Origin of the sequence: Solimonas terrae (assembly GCF_011067135.1) — a bacterium.
In the GTDB taxonomy this organism is placed as follows: Bacteria; Pseudomonadota; Gammaproteobacteria; order Nevskiales; family Nevskiaceae; genus Solimonas; species Solimonas terrae.
Genome location: NZ_JAAMOW010000005.1, coordinates 15,578 through 33,928 on the forward strand (window position 1 = coordinate 15,578; position 18,351 = coordinate 33,928).

General features: G+C 65.5%; 20 protein-coding genes. 11 read left to right on the plus strand and 9 right to left on the minus strand.

Annotation, left to right across the window (positions count from 1 at the left end):
* Positions 1-6 precede the first annotated feature (6 nt).
* Positions 7-978: an alpha-E domain-containing protein gene (locus G7Y85_RS10405; protein WP_166256071.1), complete on the minus strand. Its 972-nt coding sequence runs from the start codon at positions 976-978 to the stop codon at positions 7-9.
* Positions 979-2,436, minus strand: a complete 1,458-nt coding sequence (locus G7Y85_RS10410) for a circularly permuted type 2 ATP-grasp protein (RefSeq protein ID WP_166256074.1) — start codon at positions 2,434-2,436, stop codon at positions 979-981.
* A 118-nt stretch (positions 2,437-2,554) separates the two neighbouring features.
* On the opposite strand from G7Y85_RS10410, the gene minC reads away from it, so the two are divergent.
* The 4 genes from minC (at position 2,555) to G7Y85_RS10430 (ending at position 5,321) form a co-directional block, all read left to right on the plus strand.
* Entirely contained in the window at positions 2,555-3,277 is a 723-nt protein-coding gene (gene minC / locus G7Y85_RS10415; RefSeq protein WP_166256077.1) for a septum site-determining protein MinC, read from the plus strand.
* A 39-nt stretch (positions 3,278-3,316) separates the two neighbouring features.
* Entirely contained in the window at positions 3,317-4,126 is an 810-nt protein-coding gene (gene minD / locus G7Y85_RS10420) for a septum site-determining protein MinD (RefSeq protein ID WP_166256080.1), read from the plus strand.
* A gap of 3 nt (positions 4,127-4,129) precedes the next feature.
* On the plus strand, positions 4,130-4,390 hold the full coding sequence (minE, locus tag G7Y85_RS10425; protein WP_166256083.1) for a cell division topological specificity factor MinE: 261 nt from the start codon (positions 4,130-4,132) through the stop codon (positions 4,388-4,390).
* Positions 4,391-4,544: 154 nt separating this feature from the next.
* A complete protein-coding gene (locus G7Y85_RS10430) occupies positions 4,545-5,321 on the plus strand; it encodes a ferredoxin--NADP reductase (RefSeq protein WP_166256086.1) in 777 nt (258 codons plus the stop codon).
* Between the two features lie 234 nt (positions 5,322-5,555).
* Here G7Y85_RS10430 and G7Y85_RS10435 read toward each other — a convergent pair whose 3' ends face one another.
* Both G7Y85_RS10435 and G7Y85_RS10440 read right to left on the minus strand, forming a co-directional pair.
* Entirely contained in the window at positions 5,556-7,238 is a 1,683-nt protein-coding gene (locus tag G7Y85_RS10435; RefSeq protein WP_166256089.1) for an AMP-binding protein, read from the minus strand.
* Between the two features lie 64 nt (positions 7,239-7,302).
* Positions 7,303-8,610, minus strand: a complete 1,308-nt coding sequence (locus tag G7Y85_RS10440; RefSeq protein WP_166256092.1) for a YihY/virulence factor BrkB family protein — start codon at positions 8,608-8,610, stop codon at positions 7,303-7,305.
* Between the two features lie 189 nt (positions 8,611-8,799).
* Between G7Y85_RS10440 and G7Y85_RS10445 the strand changes: the two genes are divergently transcribed.
* The 4 genes from G7Y85_RS10445 to G7Y85_RS10460 all read left to right on the plus strand — a co-directional run bounded on the left by G7Y85_RS10445 (position 8,800) and on the right by G7Y85_RS10460 (position 11,832).
* Positions 8,800-9,264 carry a phasin family protein gene (locus tag G7Y85_RS10445; protein WP_166256095.1) on the plus strand — a complete coding sequence of 155 codons (465 nt, stop codon included), beginning with the start codon at positions 8,800-8,802 and terminating at the stop codon, positions 9,262-9,264.
* A gap of 6 nt (positions 9,265-9,270) precedes the next feature.
* Positions 9,271-9,663 (plus strand): hypothetical protein, encoded by a 393-nt coding sequence (locus G7Y85_RS10450; protein ID WP_166256102.1) that lies wholly within the window; start codon positions 9,271-9,273, stop codon positions 9,661-9,663.
* Positions 9,664-9,811: 148 nt separating this feature from the next.
* On the plus strand, positions 9,812-10,546 hold the full coding sequence (locus G7Y85_RS10455; protein WP_166256105.1) for a c-type cytochrome: 735 nt from the start codon (positions 9,812-9,814) through the stop codon (positions 10,544-10,546).
* Complete coding sequence (locus G7Y85_RS10460; protein ID WP_166256108.1) at positions 10,543-11,832, plus strand: c-type cytochrome; 1,290 nt, start codon at positions 10,543-10,545, stop codon at positions 11,830-11,832. The genes G7Y85_RS10455 and G7Y85_RS10460 overlap by 4 nt, the downstream gene beginning before the upstream one ends.
* Before the next feature lie 18 nt (positions 11,833-11,850).
* Here the strand turns inward: G7Y85_RS10460 and G7Y85_RS10465 are convergent, their stop codons facing one another.
* From G7Y85_RS10465 to G7Y85_RS10485, 5 genes are all read right to left on the minus strand, one after another.
* Entirely contained in the window at positions 11,851-12,168 is a 318-nt protein-coding gene (locus G7Y85_RS10465) for a DUF6489 family protein (RefSeq protein ID WP_166256111.1), read from the minus strand.
* Between the two features lie 11 nt (positions 12,169-12,179).
* Positions 12,180-12,563 carry an MAPEG family protein gene (locus G7Y85_RS10470; RefSeq protein ID WP_166256115.1) on the minus strand — a complete coding sequence of 128 codons (384 nt, stop codon included), beginning with the start codon at positions 12,561-12,563 and terminating at the stop codon, positions 12,180-12,182.
* Positions 12,564-12,629: 66 nt separating this feature from the next.
* Positions 12,630-13,133: a GNAT family N-acetyltransferase gene (locus tag G7Y85_RS10475; protein ID WP_166256118.1), complete on the minus strand. Its 504-nt coding sequence runs from the start codon at positions 13,131-13,133 to the stop codon at positions 12,630-12,632.
* On the minus strand, positions 13,130-13,729 hold the full coding sequence (locus G7Y85_RS10480; RefSeq protein ID WP_166256121.1) for a MarC family protein: 600 nt from the start codon (positions 13,727-13,729) through the stop codon (positions 13,130-13,132). Before G7Y85_RS10480 ends, G7Y85_RS10475 begins: the two co-directional genes overlap by 4 nt.
* Positions 13,730-13,952: 223 nt before the next feature.
* Positions 13,953-14,837: a phosphoribosylaminoimidazolesuccinocarboxamide synthase gene (locus G7Y85_RS10485; protein WP_166256124.1), complete on the minus strand. Its 885-nt coding sequence runs from the start codon at positions 14,835-14,837 to the stop codon at positions 13,953-13,955.
* Between the two features lie 382 nt (positions 14,838-15,219).
* Here G7Y85_RS10485 and rpe point away from each other — a divergent pair, with 382 nt between their 5' ends.
* The 3 genes from rpe (at position 15,220) to trpE (ending at position 18,067) form a co-directional block, all read left to right on the plus strand.
* Positions 15,220-15,909: a ribulose-phosphate 3-epimerase gene (gene rpe / locus G7Y85_RS10490; RefSeq protein ID WP_166256127.1), complete on the plus strand. Its 690-nt coding sequence runs from the start codon at positions 15,220-15,222 to the stop codon at positions 15,907-15,909.
* Positions 15,910-15,954: 45 nt separating this feature from the next.
* The gene (locus tag G7Y85_RS10495; protein WP_166256130.1) at positions 15,955-16,434 is read left to right on the plus strand and encodes a hypothetical protein; all 480 of its coding nucleotides are present in this window, start codon (positions 15,955-15,957) and stop codon (positions 16,432-16,434) included.
* 196 nt (positions 16,435-16,630) lie between these two features.
* A complete protein-coding gene (gene trpE, locus G7Y85_RS10500; RefSeq protein WP_166256133.1) occupies positions 16,631-18,067 on the plus strand; it encodes an anthranilate synthase component I in 1,437 nt (478 codons plus the stop codon).
* Positions 18,068-18,351: the final 284 nt, after the last annotated feature.

The window sequence follows — 18,351 nt, forward strand, 5'->3', positions numbered from 1 at the left end:
GTTCGCTCAACGGCGCTGCGATTGCGACTGTGTCGAAACGGTCGAGGGTGCCGGCTGGAAATAGCTGCAGCTGAGCGCCTCGTGGGTCTTGCCGAGGCCGATCTGAACTTCGTCCAGCCATTCGTGCAGGCCGCGCTCGAGCAGACGATCGAAGCTCGCATCCTGGATCAGGGCCCGCACGCGATCGATCGAGCGTTCGCTGCCGCGATAAGCCGGCAGTCGCGGCAGGGCGTTGGCGAGCGCATTGAGATTGAAGGTCACCGAGCGTGGGAAGCCTCGATCCTGCAGCAGAAAACGCAGCACGGCCGGTCCGCTGACGCGGATCTTCTCGTGGCGGCGATAGGCCTGATAGGCCATCAGCGAGCGCAGCACGCTCATCCACTGGATGTGCTGGAACGGCCGCAGTTCGTCGGTCTTGGACTGGATCAGATCGACAGTGCGGACGTCGATGATGCGCGTCGTCATGTCGGCCTGTTCCAGACTCATGCCGATGCGCATGAACTGGTAGCCGACATCGTGACTCATGTTGGCGCCGAGTACGCCGCGCATCAGCAGCATGGCATCGGTGACGCGATCAAGCCCGGTCTGCCGCTGTGCACGCGGCAGATGCCGCTCGCCCTTTTCCTGCAGGAACAGGTGCAGGCCGTTGATCTGTTCCCAGGCATCGCGTGGCGTCGAATCGCGTACCGTGCGCAGGATCTCGCGCGCGGCGGAGATCGACGCGGCGACCGAACTGCCATGCTCGGCATCGGTGATCAGGAAGCGCACGACATTGGCTTCCGACCATTCGTCGCCGTAGCGCTCGGCGAACAGCTGGTTGGCGCCGAGGATGTCGACCAGCGGTGACCAGCCGAGCTTCATGCCGCGCGGCAGGTCGAGCAGCAGATGCGAATGCACGCTGATCAGGCGCGCGGTGTTTTCCGCACGGACGATGTAGCGGCCCAGCCAATAGAGATTCTCGGCGACGCGCGATAACACTTATGCAGCCTCCAGGTCGACGATCCAGGTGTCCTTGGCGCCGCCGCCCTGCGAGCTGTTGACGACCAGCGAGCCCTTGGTCATCGCCACGCGCGTGAGGCCGCCGGTGGTGACGTAGACACTGTCGCTGCGCGACAGAATGAAGGGCCGCAGATCGAGATGGCGTGGCTCGATGCCGCCGCCATCGGTCATGGTCGGTGCCGTCGACAGCGACAGCGTCGGTTGCGCCATGTAGTTGCGCGGATCGGCCATGATCAGCTTGCGGAATTTCTCGCGCTCGCGTTTGGTCGCACGCGGCCCGATCAGCATGCCGTAGCCGCCGGACTCGTTGGCCGGCTTGACGACCAGTTCGTCGAGATGATCGAGCACATAGCTGCGGTCGTCGGCATTCATGCAGAGGTAGCTGGGGACATTCGGCAGGATCGCGTCCTCGTCGAGGTAGTAGCGGATCATCTTCGGCACGAAGGCATAGACGACCTTGTCGTCGGCAACGCCCGCGCCCGGCGCGTTCACCAGCGCCACCTTGCCGGCCAGCCACGCGCGCATCAAGCCCGGTACGCCGAGCATCGATTCCGGGTGGAACACTTCCGGATCGAGGAACAGATCGTCGACGCGGCGATAGATGACATCAACGCGCTTGGGGCCGTAGACCGTGCGCATGTAGACGCAGTCGTCGCTGTCGACGAACAGGTCCGGGCCTTCCACCAGTTCGATGCCCATCTGCTGCGCAAGCCAGGAGTGCTCGAAATACGCGGAGTTGTAGATCCCCGGCGTCAGCAGCGCGATCGTCGGCGTGTCGCCGAGTCGCGGCGACATCGAGGCCAGCATGTCGTAGAGCTGTGCCGGGTAGTCGTCGACCGGCATGATCGCGCCGGCCTCGAACAGTTCCGGGAACACGCGCTTGGTGACCTGACGGTTCTCGACCATGTAGCTGACGCCGCTGGGTACGCGCAGATTGTCTTCGAGCACGTACAGCGTGCCGTCGACATCACGGACCAGATCGCTGCCGCAGATGTGCGCCCAGATGCCGCCGCGCGGCTTCATGCCGACACACTGCTTGCGGAAGTTGGCCGATTCGCTCAGCAGTTCGGCCGGGAAGATGCCGTCCTTGATGATGCGCTGCTTGCCGTAGATGTCCTGGATGAAGTGATTGAGCGCGCGCACGCGCTGCTGCAGGCCGGCTTCGGTCTTCAGCCACTCGGTCTTGGCGAGTGTGCGCGGGATGATGTCGAACGGCCAGGAGCGATCGACGTTGCGACCCTCGGAATAGACCGTGAAGGTGATGCCCATGACCTTGATGGCCAGCTCCGCGGCGAGACGCCGCTCGGCGAGTTCGGCGGCGCTCAGGCTGCCGAGGTAGTCGACCAGATGCCGGGCTGCAGCGCGGGGTTCGCCCGGCACGACGAACAGCTCGTCGTGGAATCCGTTGCAGCGGTAATCGCCCCAGTCTATTGCCATTGTTCTGTTCGTTTAAGGTGCAGACCTGCTCCGGGTTGAAGCAAAACGCGAGCCAAACGCGAATTGCCGTCGAAGACGGGCGAACCGTGTAAAATTTCCGCAATCCTATCTGCCCACCATGACGCCAAAACAAGCGCTGGAATTCAAAGGCCGGATGTTGTCACTGACGCGCGCCCGTGTCGTCGATCCCGACCTTACCGCCATTACCGCCCAGCTGCGCGATTTCGCGCGGCAAATGCCGCAGGCCGTACAGGGTATGCCCATCGTCCTCGAAGCCGATACGGCCGTCGATCTGGGCGGGGTGCTGGCAGCCTTGCGCGATGTCGGCATGCAGCCGCTCGGCGTCGTCGACGGCCCGCTGACCGAGGCGGCGCGCAACTGGGGGCTGGCAATCCTGCCGCCGGAAGCGTCCGGCAAGTCGCGACCGTTGCCGGCCGCCGCGGCGCCGGCGCAAGCGCCGGCCGAGACGCCGCCTGCGAGCAAGGCGGCGCCGGCAGTTGCCGGCCGTACCGCAACGCGCATCGTCGGCGATCCGGTGCGTTCCGGGCAGCAGATCTACATCGCCGACGGCGATCTGGTCGTCACCACCACCGTCAGTCCCGGCGCGGAAGTCGTCGCCGACGGCTGCGTCCACATCTACGGCGCGCTGCGCGGCCGCGCCATCGCCGGTGCGCGCGGCGAGACCACGGCCCGCATCTTCTGCCGCCGCTTCGAGGCCGAGCTGGTCGCGATCGCCGGTGTCTACGCCGTGGCCGAACAGATGCAGGGCGATTTGCGCGGCAAGCCTGCGCAGGTCGTGCTGGTCGATGGCAAACTGAAGATTGAACGCCTGGACTGGTAAACCGGCCGGCGCTACCGCATTCGGACTCAAGGAAAATCCGTGGCAAAAATCGTCGTAGTGACTTCTGGCAAGGGCGGCGTCGGCAAGACGACCACCAGCGCCTCGTTTTCCACGGGCCTGGCGATGCGCGGGCACAAGACGGTCGTCATCGACTTCGACGTCGGCCTGCGCAACCTCGATCTGATCATGGGTTGTGAACGTCGCGTGGTGTTCGACTTCGTCAACGTCATCAACGGCGAGGCCAATCTGCGTCAGGCGCTGATCAAGGACAAGGCCAACGAGAATCTGTACATCCTCGCCGCCAGCCAGACCCGCGACAAGGACGCACTCAGCGAAGAGGGCGTCGAGCGCGTGCTCGGCGAACTGGCCAAGGAATTCGACTACATCGTCTGCGATTCGCCGGCCGGCATCGAGCGTGGCGCGCACCTGGCGATGTATTTCGCCGACGAGGCGCTGGTTGTCACCAATCCGGAAGTTTCCAGCGTGCGCGATTCCGATCGCGTGCTCGGCCTGCTGTCGAGCAAGACCCGCAAGGTCGAGAAGGGCGAGGGCCGCGTCAAGGAACATCTGGTACTGACGCGCTACAACCCGGCGCGCGTCGCCAAGGGCGAAATGCTGTCGGTCGACGACGTCAAGGAAATCCTCGCGATTCCGCTGCTCGGCGTCATTCCGGAATCGCCGGCCGTGCTGACCTCGTCGAACGCCGGTTCGCCGGTGATCGCCAATCAGGAAACCGATGCCGGCCGCGCCTACGACGACCTCGTCGCGCGTTTCCTCGGAGAGGATCGTCCGCATCGCTACCTCACCGCCGAGAAGAAGGGTTTCCTCGGCCGCATGTTCGGGGCGTAAGCGATGGACTGGCTAAAGTTTTTCCGTGGCGAGCAGCCCAAGACCACGGCATCGGTGGCCAAGGAGCGCCTGCAGCTGGTGGTCGCGCATCAGCGTGACGGCCGCGCCAACGGGCCGGTCTATCTGCCGAAGCTGCGCGAGGAGTTGCTCGGCGTCGTGCGCAAGTACGTGACCGTACCGGACAACGCGGTGCAGATCACCGTGCAGCGTGAAGATGGCCTCGAAGTGCTGGAAATGAACATCACGCTGCCGGACGCAACCTGAAGCCGGTGTAGCGCGGCGCCGGTCGCCGCGCGGCATATCCTTAGAAGCATTTGTTTCCCGTGACGGTGTCATCCGTCCGCATGAGTGCGGGGGCGGGGGTTTTTCCTTAAACTTCGCCGCCCCTTTCGGCCCCACTCATCCAGGATTGCTTCAAATGGTTGCTCTCGCCACCGAGACCGTGCTGTCGGTGCGGCACTGGAACGACACGCTGTTCAGCTTCACGACCACGCGTGATACCGCGCTGCGTTTCCGCAACGGCCAGTTCGTGATGATCGGCTTGCAGGTCAATGGCAAGCCGCTGATGCGTGCGTACAGCATCGCCAGCCCGAACTACGAAGAAACGCTGGAATTCTTCAGCATCAAGGTCGAGAACGGCCCCCTGACCTCGCGCCTGCAGCACCTGAAAGTCGGCGACGAGTTGATCGTCAGCCGCAAGCCGACCGGCACCCTGGTGGTCGACGATCTCAAGCCGGCCAAGAACCTGTATCTGATCGGCACCGGCACTGGCCTGGCGCCGTTCATGAGCCTGGCGCGCGATCCGGACGTCTATGAGCGCTTCGAGAAGATCGTGCTGGTGCACGGCGTGCGCCGCGTCAACGATCTCGCGTATCACGACTACATCAGCGAGGAACTGCCGCACCACGAGTTCCTGGGCGAGATGGTCCGCGACAAGCTGATCTACTACCCGACCGTGACGCGCGAACCCTGGAAGTATCAGGGCCGCGTCACCGATCTGTTCGAGAACGGCAAGCTGTGCCGCGACATCGGCCTGCCGGATCTGAACCCTGAAACCGATCGCGTGATGATCTGCGGCAGCCCGATGCTGCTGACCGATCTCGATGCGATCCTCAAGAAGCGCAATTTCGAGATTTCACCGCACATCGGCACGCCGGGTGACTATGTGATCGAGCGGGCGTTCGTCGAGAAATAGCGCAATCGGGCTGCTGCGCTCGGCATCTGCCGAGCCGGCACTGTTCGCAATGCTCGCGTACTTGAGTACGCTGCGCTTGCTGTGCGGTGGCGGCCCGACACCTACCTTCGCTCGCCGACGCCCGCTCGCGCTATTTCAGCTCAATCCGTTTTTGCAGGATTGATACCGCTCTTGCGCCGCAGCGCGAAACAAAAGGCGAGATCAGAAACTAAACGTTAGTGGCGCCGCGCCGCCTTACTTCCCGCGCAACTCCTTGCGCAGCACCTTGCCGACATTGGTCTTCGGCAATTCGTCGATGAACGCGATCAGCTTCGGCAGCTTGTAGCCGGTCAGCTGCTGCTGGCAGAAGCTGCGGAGATCGGCTTCGGTCAGCGCCGGGTCTTTCCTGACGACGAAGATCTTCACGACTTCGCCCGATTTCGCATCGGGCACACCGATGCAGGCGACTTCGAGCACGCCCGGATGCTGGGCGACGACGCCCTCGATCTCGTTCGGATAGACGTTGAAGCCGGATACCAGGATCATGTCCTTCTTGCGATCGACGATTTTGAGATAGCCGTTGGCTTCGAGCACGGCGACATCGCCGGTCTTCAGCCAGCCGTCGGCGGTGAAGACCTTCGCGGTCTCCTCGGGCTTCTGCCAGTAGCCCTGCATGACCTGCGGTCCCTTCACGCACAACTCGCCGGCTTCGCCGGGCGCGACCTCGCGTTCATCGTCGTCGCGCAGCGAGATACGCGTGGACGGCATCGGTAAACCGATCGTGCCATTCCACTCCGGCTTGTCCAGCGGCGCGAAACTGACGACCGGCGAGCATTCCGTCAGGCCATAGCCTTCCGAGAGGCCGACCCCGGTGACTTCCTGCCAGCGCACGGCTACGGCCTGCTGCACGGCGGTGCCGCCGCCGACCGCCATCTTCAGCTTCGAGAAATCGAGCTCGGCGAAGCCCGGTGCGTGCAGCAGACCGTTGAACAGGGTGTTGACGCCGCTGATGGCGGTGAAGCCGCTGCGCTTCAGTTCGGTACAGAACGCCTGCATGTCGCGCGGATTGGTGATCAGCACGTTGCGGCAGCCCAGCTTGAGGAACAGCAGCGCATTCACGACCAGCGCGAAGATGTGGTAAAGCGGCAGCGCGGTGATGATGACTTCCTTGCCTTCCGCGAGGAACGGACCCATCCAGGCGCTGAGCTGTTCGAGGTTGGCGACGACGTTGGCGTGCGTGAGCACCGCGCCTTTCGACAGGCCGGTGGTGCCGCCCGTGTACTGCAGGAAGGCAATGTCGCCATGGCCGAGCGCCACGCGCATGTAGGGCTGCGAGCGGCCCTTGGCGAGCGCTTCGCGGAAACCGATCGCGCCGTCGATCTGCCACTTCGGCACCAGCTTCTTCACGCGCTTGACCGCCAGATTGGTCAGCACGCGTTTCGGCAGCGGCAGCAGATCGCCGACCTGCGTGGTGATGACGTGCCGGACCTCGGTCTTGTCGAGCACCTGCTGCAGCGTCGAGCAGAAATTCTCGATGACGACGATCGCCTTGGCGCCGCTGTCGCGCAGCTGGTGTTCGAGTTCGCGCGCGGTATACAGGGGATTGACGTTGACCACGACCAGACCGGCGCGCAGCACGCCGAACAGGGCGACCGGATACTGCAGCAGGTTCGGCATCATCAGTGCGACGCGATCGCCCTGATGCAGGCCCAGCACGTTCTGCAGGTAGGACGCGAAGTCCTGGGTCAGGCGGTCGAGCGCGGTGAAGTCGATCTGCGCGCCCATGCACTCGTACGCGGGGGCCTTGCCGAACTTCGCGCAGCTGCGCTCCAGCACCTCGGCGAGCGAGGCGTAGGCGTTTTCGTCGATCCGCTCGGGTACGCCCGCGGGATATTCCTTGAACCACGGGAATTGATCCTGCTCGGCCGGATTTGCCATCGTTCTCCCCTCGGTTGGACGCGCCGTCGTGTCGGCGCTGTACCGCGATTATAGAAAGGCGGCTTCAGTCGCGACCTTGGCTCCGCAGCCAGCCGCGCAGCGTAAGGGCTTCGTGGCGCGCGGCGAAATCGGCCTCGGCCTGTTCGATCAGCGCGCGCACGCTGGCGGCCGTGGCGCCGTGTTTCGACGGCAGGCCGTCGCCCGTACGCGCCAGCGTCCAGAGACGCGCCAGCGTCACCGAATCGAGGTCGATGGCCGGAACCAGATGGGTGCGCTTGCTGCCGGCCTCGGTCAGCAGACCGTTGAAGATCAGCTGCTCGACGGCGCGGCGCACGTGCTCGGGTTCGGCGCCGATCGCGATGCTCAGTTCTTCTTCCGTATAGCCCGCTTCACCGGCCATGAAGCGTTGACCGGCGAGCGCCATGATCATCAGCGTCAGGTATTCGATCTGCCGGCCGCTGAGCAGGGCCGGCGCGCGATGTGGCTTCAGGTGTTCCGGGTGCTGGACGTAGAACGCCAGCTGGCAGCCGAGCAGCAGGATCATCCAGCCCAGATAGATCCAGATCAGCAGGAAGATCACGATCGCGAAGCTGGAGTAGATCGCGTTGTAGTTGGTCGAACCGGCGACGAATGATGCGAACGCGAGACTGCCGGTCTGCCAGAGCGCACCGGCGAACACGCCGCCGATCAGCGCGGCGCGCGGCCGCACGCGCGTGTTCGGCACGAAGCTGTAGAGGAAGCTGAAGACGGTGATGATCAGCAGGTACGGCAGCAGCTTGCCGGCCACCGAGACAAGAAAGCCCAGCGGCTCGTAGGCGCTCAGGCGCGCGACCATCGCCGAATTGAAGACACTGGCCGTGATGCCGACCGCCGAGAACATCAGCACCGGGCCAACCGTCAGCACCGCGAAGTAGTCGCCAAGCCGCTGCGAGAGCGGTCGCGGACGTTCCACCCGCCAGACAAAGTTGAAACTGCTCTCGACCTTCTGGATCAGCGAGATCGCCGACCAGAACAGCAGGGCGACACCCAGAGAGCCGAGCACGCCGACCTGTACTTTCTCGATGAAACTGACCAGCTTCTGCGTCAGCTCGCCAGCCTGCGGGCCAAGCGGCGCAAGGAACTCTTCGAGGAACGGCTCGATGGCGTTGTGCGCGCCGAGCGCCTTGAGCACCGAAAATGCCAGCGCCAGCAGCGGCACGATCGACAGCAGGGTCGTGTAGACCAGGCTCATCGCGCGCATCGTCAGCTGGCCTTCAAACACGTCGCGGAGCAGCACGAAGGCATGTCGGCCGACATTCAGTCCGTGGCGGCGGCGGCCCGGCGGCTGGTGCGCCCAGAGCTGCTCGCGCAGTTGTAGGAGGTAGCGTTTCATCGTCCGAGCATACAAGTGCACGCCAGGACTCGGCCACGGACGGCGGCTTCGCGGCGACCGCTACCGTTGGTCGGCTGGTGCCCGACGGGCATTGACTTCAACCGCCGGCCCGCTATGCTGTACCGCAACATTGCTGCACCGCAGCATGGCTTTCGGGGATGGTTTCCTTTACTTGATGGAGTGCAGCAAATGAGCGTTGAAGCGATTGTGAACGATGTGAAGACCCGCGCCGATGTCGTCGTGAGCCGTGGCCAGGAAGTGATCGAAGCCGGCGTCGAGACGCTCGTGGCTGCCAACACCATCGTCGTCGAAGGCGTGCAGGAACTGGTGCAGACCAACGTCGGCGCCGGCAAGGAACTGGCGACGCTCGTTCAGGCCAGCGTGACCAAGGCCAAGACCGATGGCTTCAAGGCCGTTGCTGCCAAGCCGATCGACTATCTGCCGGAAGGCAAGACCACCGTCGTCACCGCGTACAGCGACTCGGTCAAGATCGTCAGCAAGACCGGCGGCGAACTCGCCAAGACCCTGAAGTCGGGTGTCGAAACGATCACCGCGAAGATCCAGGGCCAGGCCCCGGTCGTCGCCAAGGCCAAGAAGACCGCCAAGAAGACGGTCACCAAGGCCAAGAAGGCTGTCAAGAAAGTCGCCGCTTGAGAATGGATGGCCGGCGCCTTGTGCGCCGACCATCGGCCACCGCCCTGGGCGCGGTGGCATGAAAAGGGGGCCGGGGAGACTCGGCCCCCTTTTGTTTTGAAGAAACCGGAAATGAAGAAGCAGGACCGAAGCACAAGCAGATTTGCGATCGATCTCGATCGTGTCCTCGGTGGCGTGGTGCTGATGGCGCTGCACGAGATCGACAGCCTGCACGGACTGGGGGTCGCGGCCGGTGAGCGCCTGCGCGTCGCCCGCGCCGCCCGCAGCGTTCCGCAGCTGCTGCGCGAACAGCGGCGACTGCTGCTGCGTACCCGCCGTCGCATGGCGGAAAATCGAATGATCCGCCGTCAGCTGTGGACAGGTCTGTTGCAGGACCTGCGCAGCGACCGCGCAGCCTAGCCCCAGCATCGCCGGCGTTCCGGCCGCGCACGCGCCACGAGGGGTGCCCCGGTTGCGAAGCGGGTCTGCCGGGAACGCGAAAAACACGTTCGCGACGGGCGATCGGTTAGCATGCGCGCCGCAATCGCCGCCCGAATCCGGAGCCCGCATGATCCCCCGCTGCGCCTGGCACCTCGCCTTGCTCCTGCTGCTGGCGTGTCCGGGGTTGTGTGTGGCCGACGATGCGGCGCCGGCGCCGGAACCGCTCGACTCCATGCATCAGCGTGTGCTGCCGTGCATGGCTTGCCACGGCGACCAGGGGCGTGCCACCAACGACGGCTACTATCCGCGCATCGCCGGCAAGCCGGCCGGCTACCTGTACAACCAGCTGCTGAATTTTCGCGACGGCCGACGCCGCTACCCGATGATGACGTATCTGGTCGAGCGTCAGAACGACGCCTATCTGCACGAACTGGCGCGCTACTTTGCCGACCGCCACGCGCCGTATCCGCCGCCGCAGCAGCCGGAAGCCGACGCCGCTGTCCTGGCGCGCGGTGCGACGCTGGTTCGCGACGGCGATGCCAGCCTCAAGGTTCCCGCCTGCCGGTCCTGCCATGGCGAACGCCTGACCGGCGTACTGCCGGCAACGCCGGGACTGCTCGGGCTGTCCCATGATTATCTGCTCGGCCAACTCGGCGCCTGGCGCATCGGTGGCCGCCATGCACAGGCCCCGGATTGCATGCACGAGATCGTGCTGCGCCTGACGCCCACCGATCTGTATGCCGTGACCGACTGGCTGTCGTCGCAAGCGGTACCGGCCGATCCCTTGCCGGCGACGACGCTGCCGACGCCGATGCCGATGGTCTGCGGCAGTGTTCCGACCTTGGCGGAGGCCGCCGAATGAAGCGCGCGCTGTGGATCACGCTTCCCGCCGGCCTCGTGTTGCTGACGATCGGCGTGGTGCTCTGGCTGATTCCCCACGCCCGGCAGACCGGCGATGCCACGCAACCGAGCGACGCGACGGTGGCGGCCGACGTGCTGGCCCGCGGTGCGGCACTGGTCACCCTCGGCGATTGCCGCGCCTGCCACACGACGCGCGGCGGCGCCGCATTCGCCGGTGGCCGTGCCACGCCGACGCCGTTCGGCACGTTCTACGCGCCCAACATCACGCCGGACGCCGAGACCGGCATCGGTCGCTGGACAGCGGATGATTTCTGGAACGCCTTGCACAACGGGCGTTCGAAAGACGGCACGCTGCTGTATCCGACCTTTCCGTACACCAACTTCACGAAGATCAGCCGCGCCGATGCCGATGCGATGTATGCGTACCTGCTGCGGCAGACGCCGGTGCATCGGGCCAATCAGCCGCATGTGCTGAAGTTTCCGTACAACCATCGTCTGCTGTTGCGCGCCTGGCGACTGCTGTTTTTCCGGCCGGGAGTGTACGAGGCGAACGCCGCCAAAGGCACGCAATGGAACCGCGGTGCGTATCTGGTGCAGGGCGTCGGTCATTGCAGCGCCTGCCACGAGGCCCGCAATGCGCTCGGCGCGATCCAGTCACGCGACAATCCGGCTGGCGGTCTGGTGCTGAACTGGTACGCACCGGCGCTGACGGCGAGGACCGAGGCCGGTGTCCAGGACTGGCCGGAAGATGACATCGTCGCCTTGCTGAAAACCGGTGTTTCGCCGCAGGGCTCGACGACCGGCCCGATGGCCGAAGTCGTCTACGAGAGCCTGCAGCATGCCGATCTCGCTGACCTGCGGGCGATGGCTGTATATCTGAAGTCGCTACCGGCCACCCCGCCACCGCCGGCTGCCGGCTTCATTCGCGTTTCGGCCTACGAGGCCGTGGCGATGCAGAAGCGGGGTGCAGGCCTCTACGCCGATCATTGCGTGCAATGTCATGGCGATCACGGCGAGGGTCGCGCGCCTGCGGCGCCGGCGCTGGCCGGCAATCGTGCGGTGATGACGATCGCCGCGATCAATCCGATCCGCATCGTCCTGTTCGGCGGCTATCCGCCGGGCACTGACGGCGATCCGCGGCCGTTCGGCATGCCGCCGTTCGCGCCGAGCTTCAGCGATCAGCAGATTGCCGACGTGCTGACCTATGTGCGCAGTTCCTGGGGCAACGATGCGCGTCCGGTGGCGAGCGCCGAGGTCACCCAGAACCGCGCCGGCCCGCTCTGGTAGCGTGTCGGAGCGTCGCGCTTACTGAGCGCCGCTGTCCGCCGGGGCGGCGCGCTTGCGGCGCGCGCGGCGCTTCTTCGGCGCCGGCGCCTCGTCGCCGCTGTCGGCCGCGCCGCTTTCGGCAGCGCGCAGACGCGTCGCAAAGCGCTTCCAGGCCGGCGTCTTGCGCAGGGTCTCGAAGTTGTGTTTCACGAACTGCGAGGCATCGAATTCGCTCGCGGCACCGAGCTTGTCGCGCAGAAACGTGACCACGTCCTCCTGCAGGCCGGAAACATCGGGCAGGCCGAGGAAGCGGCGCAGTTCTTCCGGCCGCACATCGATTTCAATCTTGATCTGCATCGTGCTCGCTCCTATGCCGGGCCGTGTGCGGCAACAATGAACAGGCCGATGACGCAGGCGATCCCGATGAACCACACCAGGGAACGCAAGGTCGCCTTGTTGGCCACGTAGAGTCCGCCGTAGACCAGACGGGCGGCGACAAAACTCATCGCCAGCTTGTCGGCCGTCGCATTCGGCCCGACGACGAGATGCGCGACGATCACCGCCGCGGCGAAGGCCGGGAAGGCTTCGAAGGAATTGAGTTGTGCCCAGTGCGCGCGCTTGCGCCAGCCGGTCGACGCTTCCTGATAGTCGCGCGGCGCCGCGTTGTCGAAACGCTTGCTGGCTTTCGAGATGCCCGTGAACACGTAGGGCAGCAGCGCCGCAATCAGCACGCACCATAACGCAGTCGTCATGACCGATCCCCTCTTGTTGGAGAATCCAGCATAACAGTCCGCCGGACGGCTGCCTTGGCGGTGGCGTCAGGTGTCGCTGTCGTCGAGGACGTACTGCAACAACCAGACATCGAGCAGCGCGCCGTGCTTGACGCCGGCACTGCGCATCAGGCCGATGCGCGTGTAGCCGAGCGCTTCATGCAGCGCGAGGCTGGCCGGATTGCCGGCGACGATGCGGGCCATCAGGGTCAGCACGCCGCAGGCCGGTGCAAGGTGCAGCAATTCGGCGAGCAGCGCACGACCGATGCCGTGACCGCGCGCGTCCGCGTGCACGTAGACGGCGTTCTCGGCAGTGCGATCGTAGGCCGGCCGCGGCGACCACTGATACAGCCGTGCCCAGCCGACGACGCCGGCTGTGGTTTCGGCAACGATGATCGGATAGCGCTGGCCCGGATTGGCTTGAAACCACTCCAGTCGCTCCGTCGCCGTCTTCGGTACCGTGTCGAAGGTCGCCGTGCCGTGCAGGACCTGCTCGTCGTAGATCGCGAAGATCGCCGGCAGATCGGCAGGTGTCGCCGCGCGCAGCTTCACGGGTGTTGTGCGTTCCAGAACTGCAGCACGCCGTCCATCATCATCTGCACGGCGATCGTCACCAGCAGCAGACCCATCAGGCGTTCGACCGCGGTCAGGCCGCGGTTGCCGAGCATGTTGCGCAGCATGGTGCTGGCCAGCATGATCGGCAGGCAAGCGGCCCAGGCCAGCAGCACCGCGCCGATCCAGCTCAGCCAGCGCGAAGGCTCGCGGCTCATCATCAGCAGCACGGTCGCCAGCGCCGACGGTCCGGCGACATACGGAATCGCCAGCGGCACGAGGAACGGTTCAGCGACCTGCGGATCTTCTTCGAGCGAATGCTCGCGCGACGGAAAGATCATGCGCAGTGCGATCAGCATCAGGATCACGCCGCCGGCCACGGTCAGCGCCGGCTGCGAAAGCCCGAGCAGGCGCAGCAGATGGCCGCCGCCGAGCAGGAACACCAGCAGGATCACCAGCGCGAACAGCATCTCGCGCAGGATCACGCGCCGCTGGCGTGCGATCGGCACATGCTTGAGTGCCGACAGGAACAGCGGCACGTTGCCGAGCGGGTCCATGACGAGGAACAGCAGCACGGCGGCGGAAAGGAAGCTCATGACGCGTATGGTAAGCGTCGCATCACGGCGCAGATACGGGTGGAAAACCTCAGAGGGTTCGTGTGCGAGTGTTTGCGGCGTAGACGAGAAAGAGCTCCCTCTCCCCCCAACGAGGGGAGAGGGCTGGGGTGAGGGGCGCCGGATCGAGTTTCGCGGCGAGCCGAGGCCCCCTCACCCTGACCCTCTCCCCGTCGCTTTGCGGCGGGGGAGTGAAGATACAGTCTCAGCTGCCGGTCAGCAGCCGCTGTGCCTCACGATATTTGGCCGCGCTCTTCTCGATAATCTCCGCCGGCAGTTCCGGTCCGGGCGCCTTCTTGTCCCAGTCCAGGGTTTCCAGGTAGTCGCGCACGAACTGCTTGTCGAAGCTCGGCGGGCTGATGCCGGGGCGATAAGTGTCGGCCGGCCAGAAACGCGACGAATCCGGCGTCAGCGCCTCGTCGATCAGGTGCAGCGTGCCGTGCTCGTCGACGCCGAACTCGAACTTGGTGTCGGCGATGATGATGCCGCGCTGACGCGCGTAGTCGGACGCTTCCGTATACAGCGCCAGCGTGGTGTCGCGGACCTGGCGCGCCAGTGCCGGACCGATGCGCTTCTCGACCTCGGCGTACGAAATGTTCTCGTCGTGCTGGCCGACCGGCGCCTTGTCGGCCGGCGTGAAGATCGGCTTCGGCAGGCGGTCGGCCATCTGCAGGCCGCTCGGCAGCGTGATACCGCAGACCGCGCCGGTCTTCTGGTAGTCCTTCCAGCCGCTGCCGATCAGATAGCCGCGCGCGACGGCTTCGATCGGCAGGGCCTTGAGCTTGCGGACGACGTTGCTGCGGCCCTCGACCTGCGCGATCTCGGCCGGCGTCAGGAAGTCGGCCAGGTTCACGTCCGGTGCCAGATGGTTCGGCAGCAGATGCGTGAAGCGCGCCATCCAGAAATTCGAGACTGCCGTCAGTACCGCGCCCTTGCCGGGAATCGGCTGCGGCAGGATCACGTCGAACGCCGACAGCCGATCCGAGGTGACGATCAGCATGTGCGCATCGCCGAGCGCGTAGATGTCGCGAACCTTGCCCTTGTGCAGGAGCGGAACGCTGGTGATCGACGATTCGTGAAGGGCTTGCATGGGGCGAGGGACGAGGCGGGTGGGGCAGGCGCGCATTGTGGAGAACGCGCGGGAGGGGGTAAAGCCGGCAAGGTGCTCAGACGGGCAGTGCGTGCCTCGATACCGCCGCCACGCGGCCACTCGGCATGAGCGAGTGGAGAGAAAGCAGTTCGTGTCCTGTGGATTCCCGACGAGCCCGTTCACACCGAGTGCCGCGCGCCCGCGCGGTGTATCGAGGTGCGCACCTGCCGTGGATCACAACGGGCCGTGCGATCGGCGCCTGCTTCCATACAGCTGCTGCACAGCCACTCGGCATGAATGGAGGGACGTCGCCGCCCGCCCGACCCGAACATGAAATAATCCGCGCCGGTCGCTCCCGCCTTTCCGTCACAGGTTCTCCCGCATGGCCAAGCTTGCCCCGCTGATCGCTCCCAGCATCCTGTCCGCCGATCTCGCGCGGCTCGGCGACGAGGTCGCGAACGTGCTGGCGGCCGGCGCCGACATCGTCCATTTCGACGTCATGGACAACCACTACGTGCCGAACCTGACCTTCGGCCCGGCGATCGCGGAAAGCCTGCGCAAGTTCGGCATCAGCGCGCCGATCGACGTGCACCTGATGGTCGAGCCGGTCGACGATCTGGCCGCCCAGTTCGCCAAGGCCGGCGCCACCTACGTCACCTTCCACCCGGAGGCGAGCCGCCACGTCGACCGCAGCCTGCAGGCGATCAAGGCCGCCGGCTGCAAGGCCGGTCTGGTGTTCAATCCGGCGACGCCGCTGGACGTGCTCAAGTACGTGATGGACAAGGTTGACATGGTGCTGCTGATGTCGGTCAACCCGGGGTTCGGCGGCCAGAGCTTCATCCCCGGCGCCCTGAACAAGTTGGCCGACGCGCGTGCGCTGATCGACGCCTATGTCGCGAAAAATCCGGGCCGCGAGATCCGCCTGGAAATCGACGGTGGCGTGAAGACCGACAATATCGGCGCGATCGCCGCCGCCGGTGCCGACACCTTCGTGGCGGGCAGCGCGATCTTCGGTGCCAGGGATTACGCCTCCACAATCAAGGCGATGCGGGCGGCGATCGCGGCTGGCTGACTTTTTGCTGCGGATGCTGCCATCGAAGCCCGAAGGAAGATCCGCATGCTGTCCAGATTCCGCACCGCGCTCATCGCGCTGCTCGCTGCCCTTGCCCTGCTCGGTGCTCTGCCGGCATTCGCCCAGGCGTTCACCGACGCCGATCAGCAGGCGCTCGCGCAGTACACCCTGAGCACCAGCTTCCTGACGCGCTGCGCAGCGATCGTGCATGACGTGCAGAAGCAGAACGTCTCGGTCGGCGATGCCATGGTCGGCGAGGGCGGCCTCGATCAGATGGCAGCGCGCCTCGATGCCATGCCGGACATGCACGCCATCCTCACGGCGCACAAGATGGCGGCACGCGAATACCTGATCGGCTCGGTGGTGCTGGTGCGCGCGATCATGGGCGCGCGCATGCTCGACGACCCGGAGCAGGCCGGGGACTTCGATCCGGACACCACCCTGCTCGGCAACATCACCTTCTACCGCGTCCATCGCGACGAGATCGAAACGATGATGAAACCGCCGGCGGACGCGCCGGGCTGAAGCGCTGTTGTCGCGCCATGCGAGTCGCGTATCATTCGGCACCCGTTCGACCCGCCTTCGAATCATGAATCTCGCAGCGTCGATGACCCAGGCCCCGCGCCTGCACTGCTGGTGGCGATGGCGTTGAGATAACGTCGCGACGCACGGCGTCGCCTGCACTTCGCCTATCCCTGCAGCACCCCGACGGACCCGATTCATGACCGCATACACGCATGTCGCGCTGACGCGCGAACTTCCCGGCGACCTCGACACGCCGGTCGGCGCCTATCTCAAGCTGGCCCACAAACCCTATTCGTTCCTTCTGGAGTCGATGGTCGGCGGCGAGCAGTGGGGCCGCTATTCGTTCATCGGCCTGCCGTCGCGCGAAGTGCTGCGCGTGCGCGGCACGCTGCTGACCGTGACGCGCGACGGGCAGACCGTCGAAAGCGCGAACCTCGCCGACCCGATGCCGTGGATACGCGACTACGCCACGCGCCATCGCGTGCGGCCGGAGCCGAGCCTGCCGCGCTTCTCCGGCGGCCTGGTCGGCTATTTCGGCTACGACTGCGTGCGCTACTTCGAGCCGAAGCTCGCCGGAACGGTGAAGGACGATCCGCTCGGCGTGCCGGACATCCTGCTGATGCGCGCCGAAGAGCTGGTCGTGTTCGACAACCTGCGCGCGACGCTGACCATCGTCACGCATGCGGCGCTCGACGATGCCGCCGACATGGCGCGCGCCAGGACCCGGCTCGACGAGATCGAGGCGCTGCTCGCGCGCACCCTGCCGCCGCGTCCCGCGCAGGGCGCCGGCGTACCGGAACTGCCGTTCGAATCGAGCTTCGGCGTCGAGCCCTACCGCAGGATGGTCCGCCACGTGCAGGACTACATTGCCGCCGGCGACTGCATGCAGGTCGTGCCGTCGCAGCGCCTCTCCGCGCCGTTCAGCGCCGATCCGGTGCAGCTTTATCGCGCGATCCGCCGCCTCAATCCGTCGCCGTATCTGTACTGCATGGATCTCGGCGATCACCACGTCGTCGGTGCGTCGCCGGAAGTGCTGGTCCGCGTCGAGAACGGCCTGGTCACCGTGCGGCCGATCGCCGGCACCCGCAAGCGCGGCAAGTCCGCCGACGAAGACACTGCGCTCGCCGCCGAGCTGCTCGCCGATCCGAAGGAGATCGCCGAACACCTGATGCTGATCGACCTCGGGCGCAACGACGTCGGCCGCGTCTCCGAGATCGGCAGCGTGAAAGTTACCGAGCAGATGGTGATCGAGCGCTACAGCCACGTCATGCACATCGTCTCCAACGTCACCGGCCGCCTCAAGAACGGCATGGACGCACTCGATGCGCTGGCCGCCACCTTCCCGGCCGGCACCCTGTCCGGCGCGCCGAAGGTCCGCGCGATGGAAATCATCGACGAGGTGGAGCCGGTCAAGCGCGGTATCTACGGCGGCGCCGTCGGCTATCTCGGCTGGGACGGCAACATGGATACCGCGATCGCCATCCGCACCGCCGTCATCAAGGACGGCCAGGTGTACGTGCAAGCCGGCGGCGGCGTGGTCGCCGATTCCGACCCGCAGGCCGAGTGGGAAGAAACCATGAACAAGGCTGCGGCGATGCTCCGCGCCGCCGCCTCCGTGTCGTCGCGCGAATAGCGCTGCTGCGCGGGCCGATCTCGCGTTCGCCGTGCTCACCGTACTTTCGTACGGCTGCGCGCGGCGAACGCGACCTCGGCCCAGCTCACAACGTGTTCTTCGCGCGACTTCGTCGATGCGGTGGCGAGCCTTCCTCATCCAATCCTCTCCTCCTGAGGAGGAGAGGGCCTTTTGTTCTCCTCTGCCCGCTTGCGGAGCAGAGGGCTGCGTCGCGCGCGGCTTTGCGAGTTCAGAGACAGGTATTCGGTCTGATCGGTCGCAGACGTGCTCCCCTCCGCTTCAGG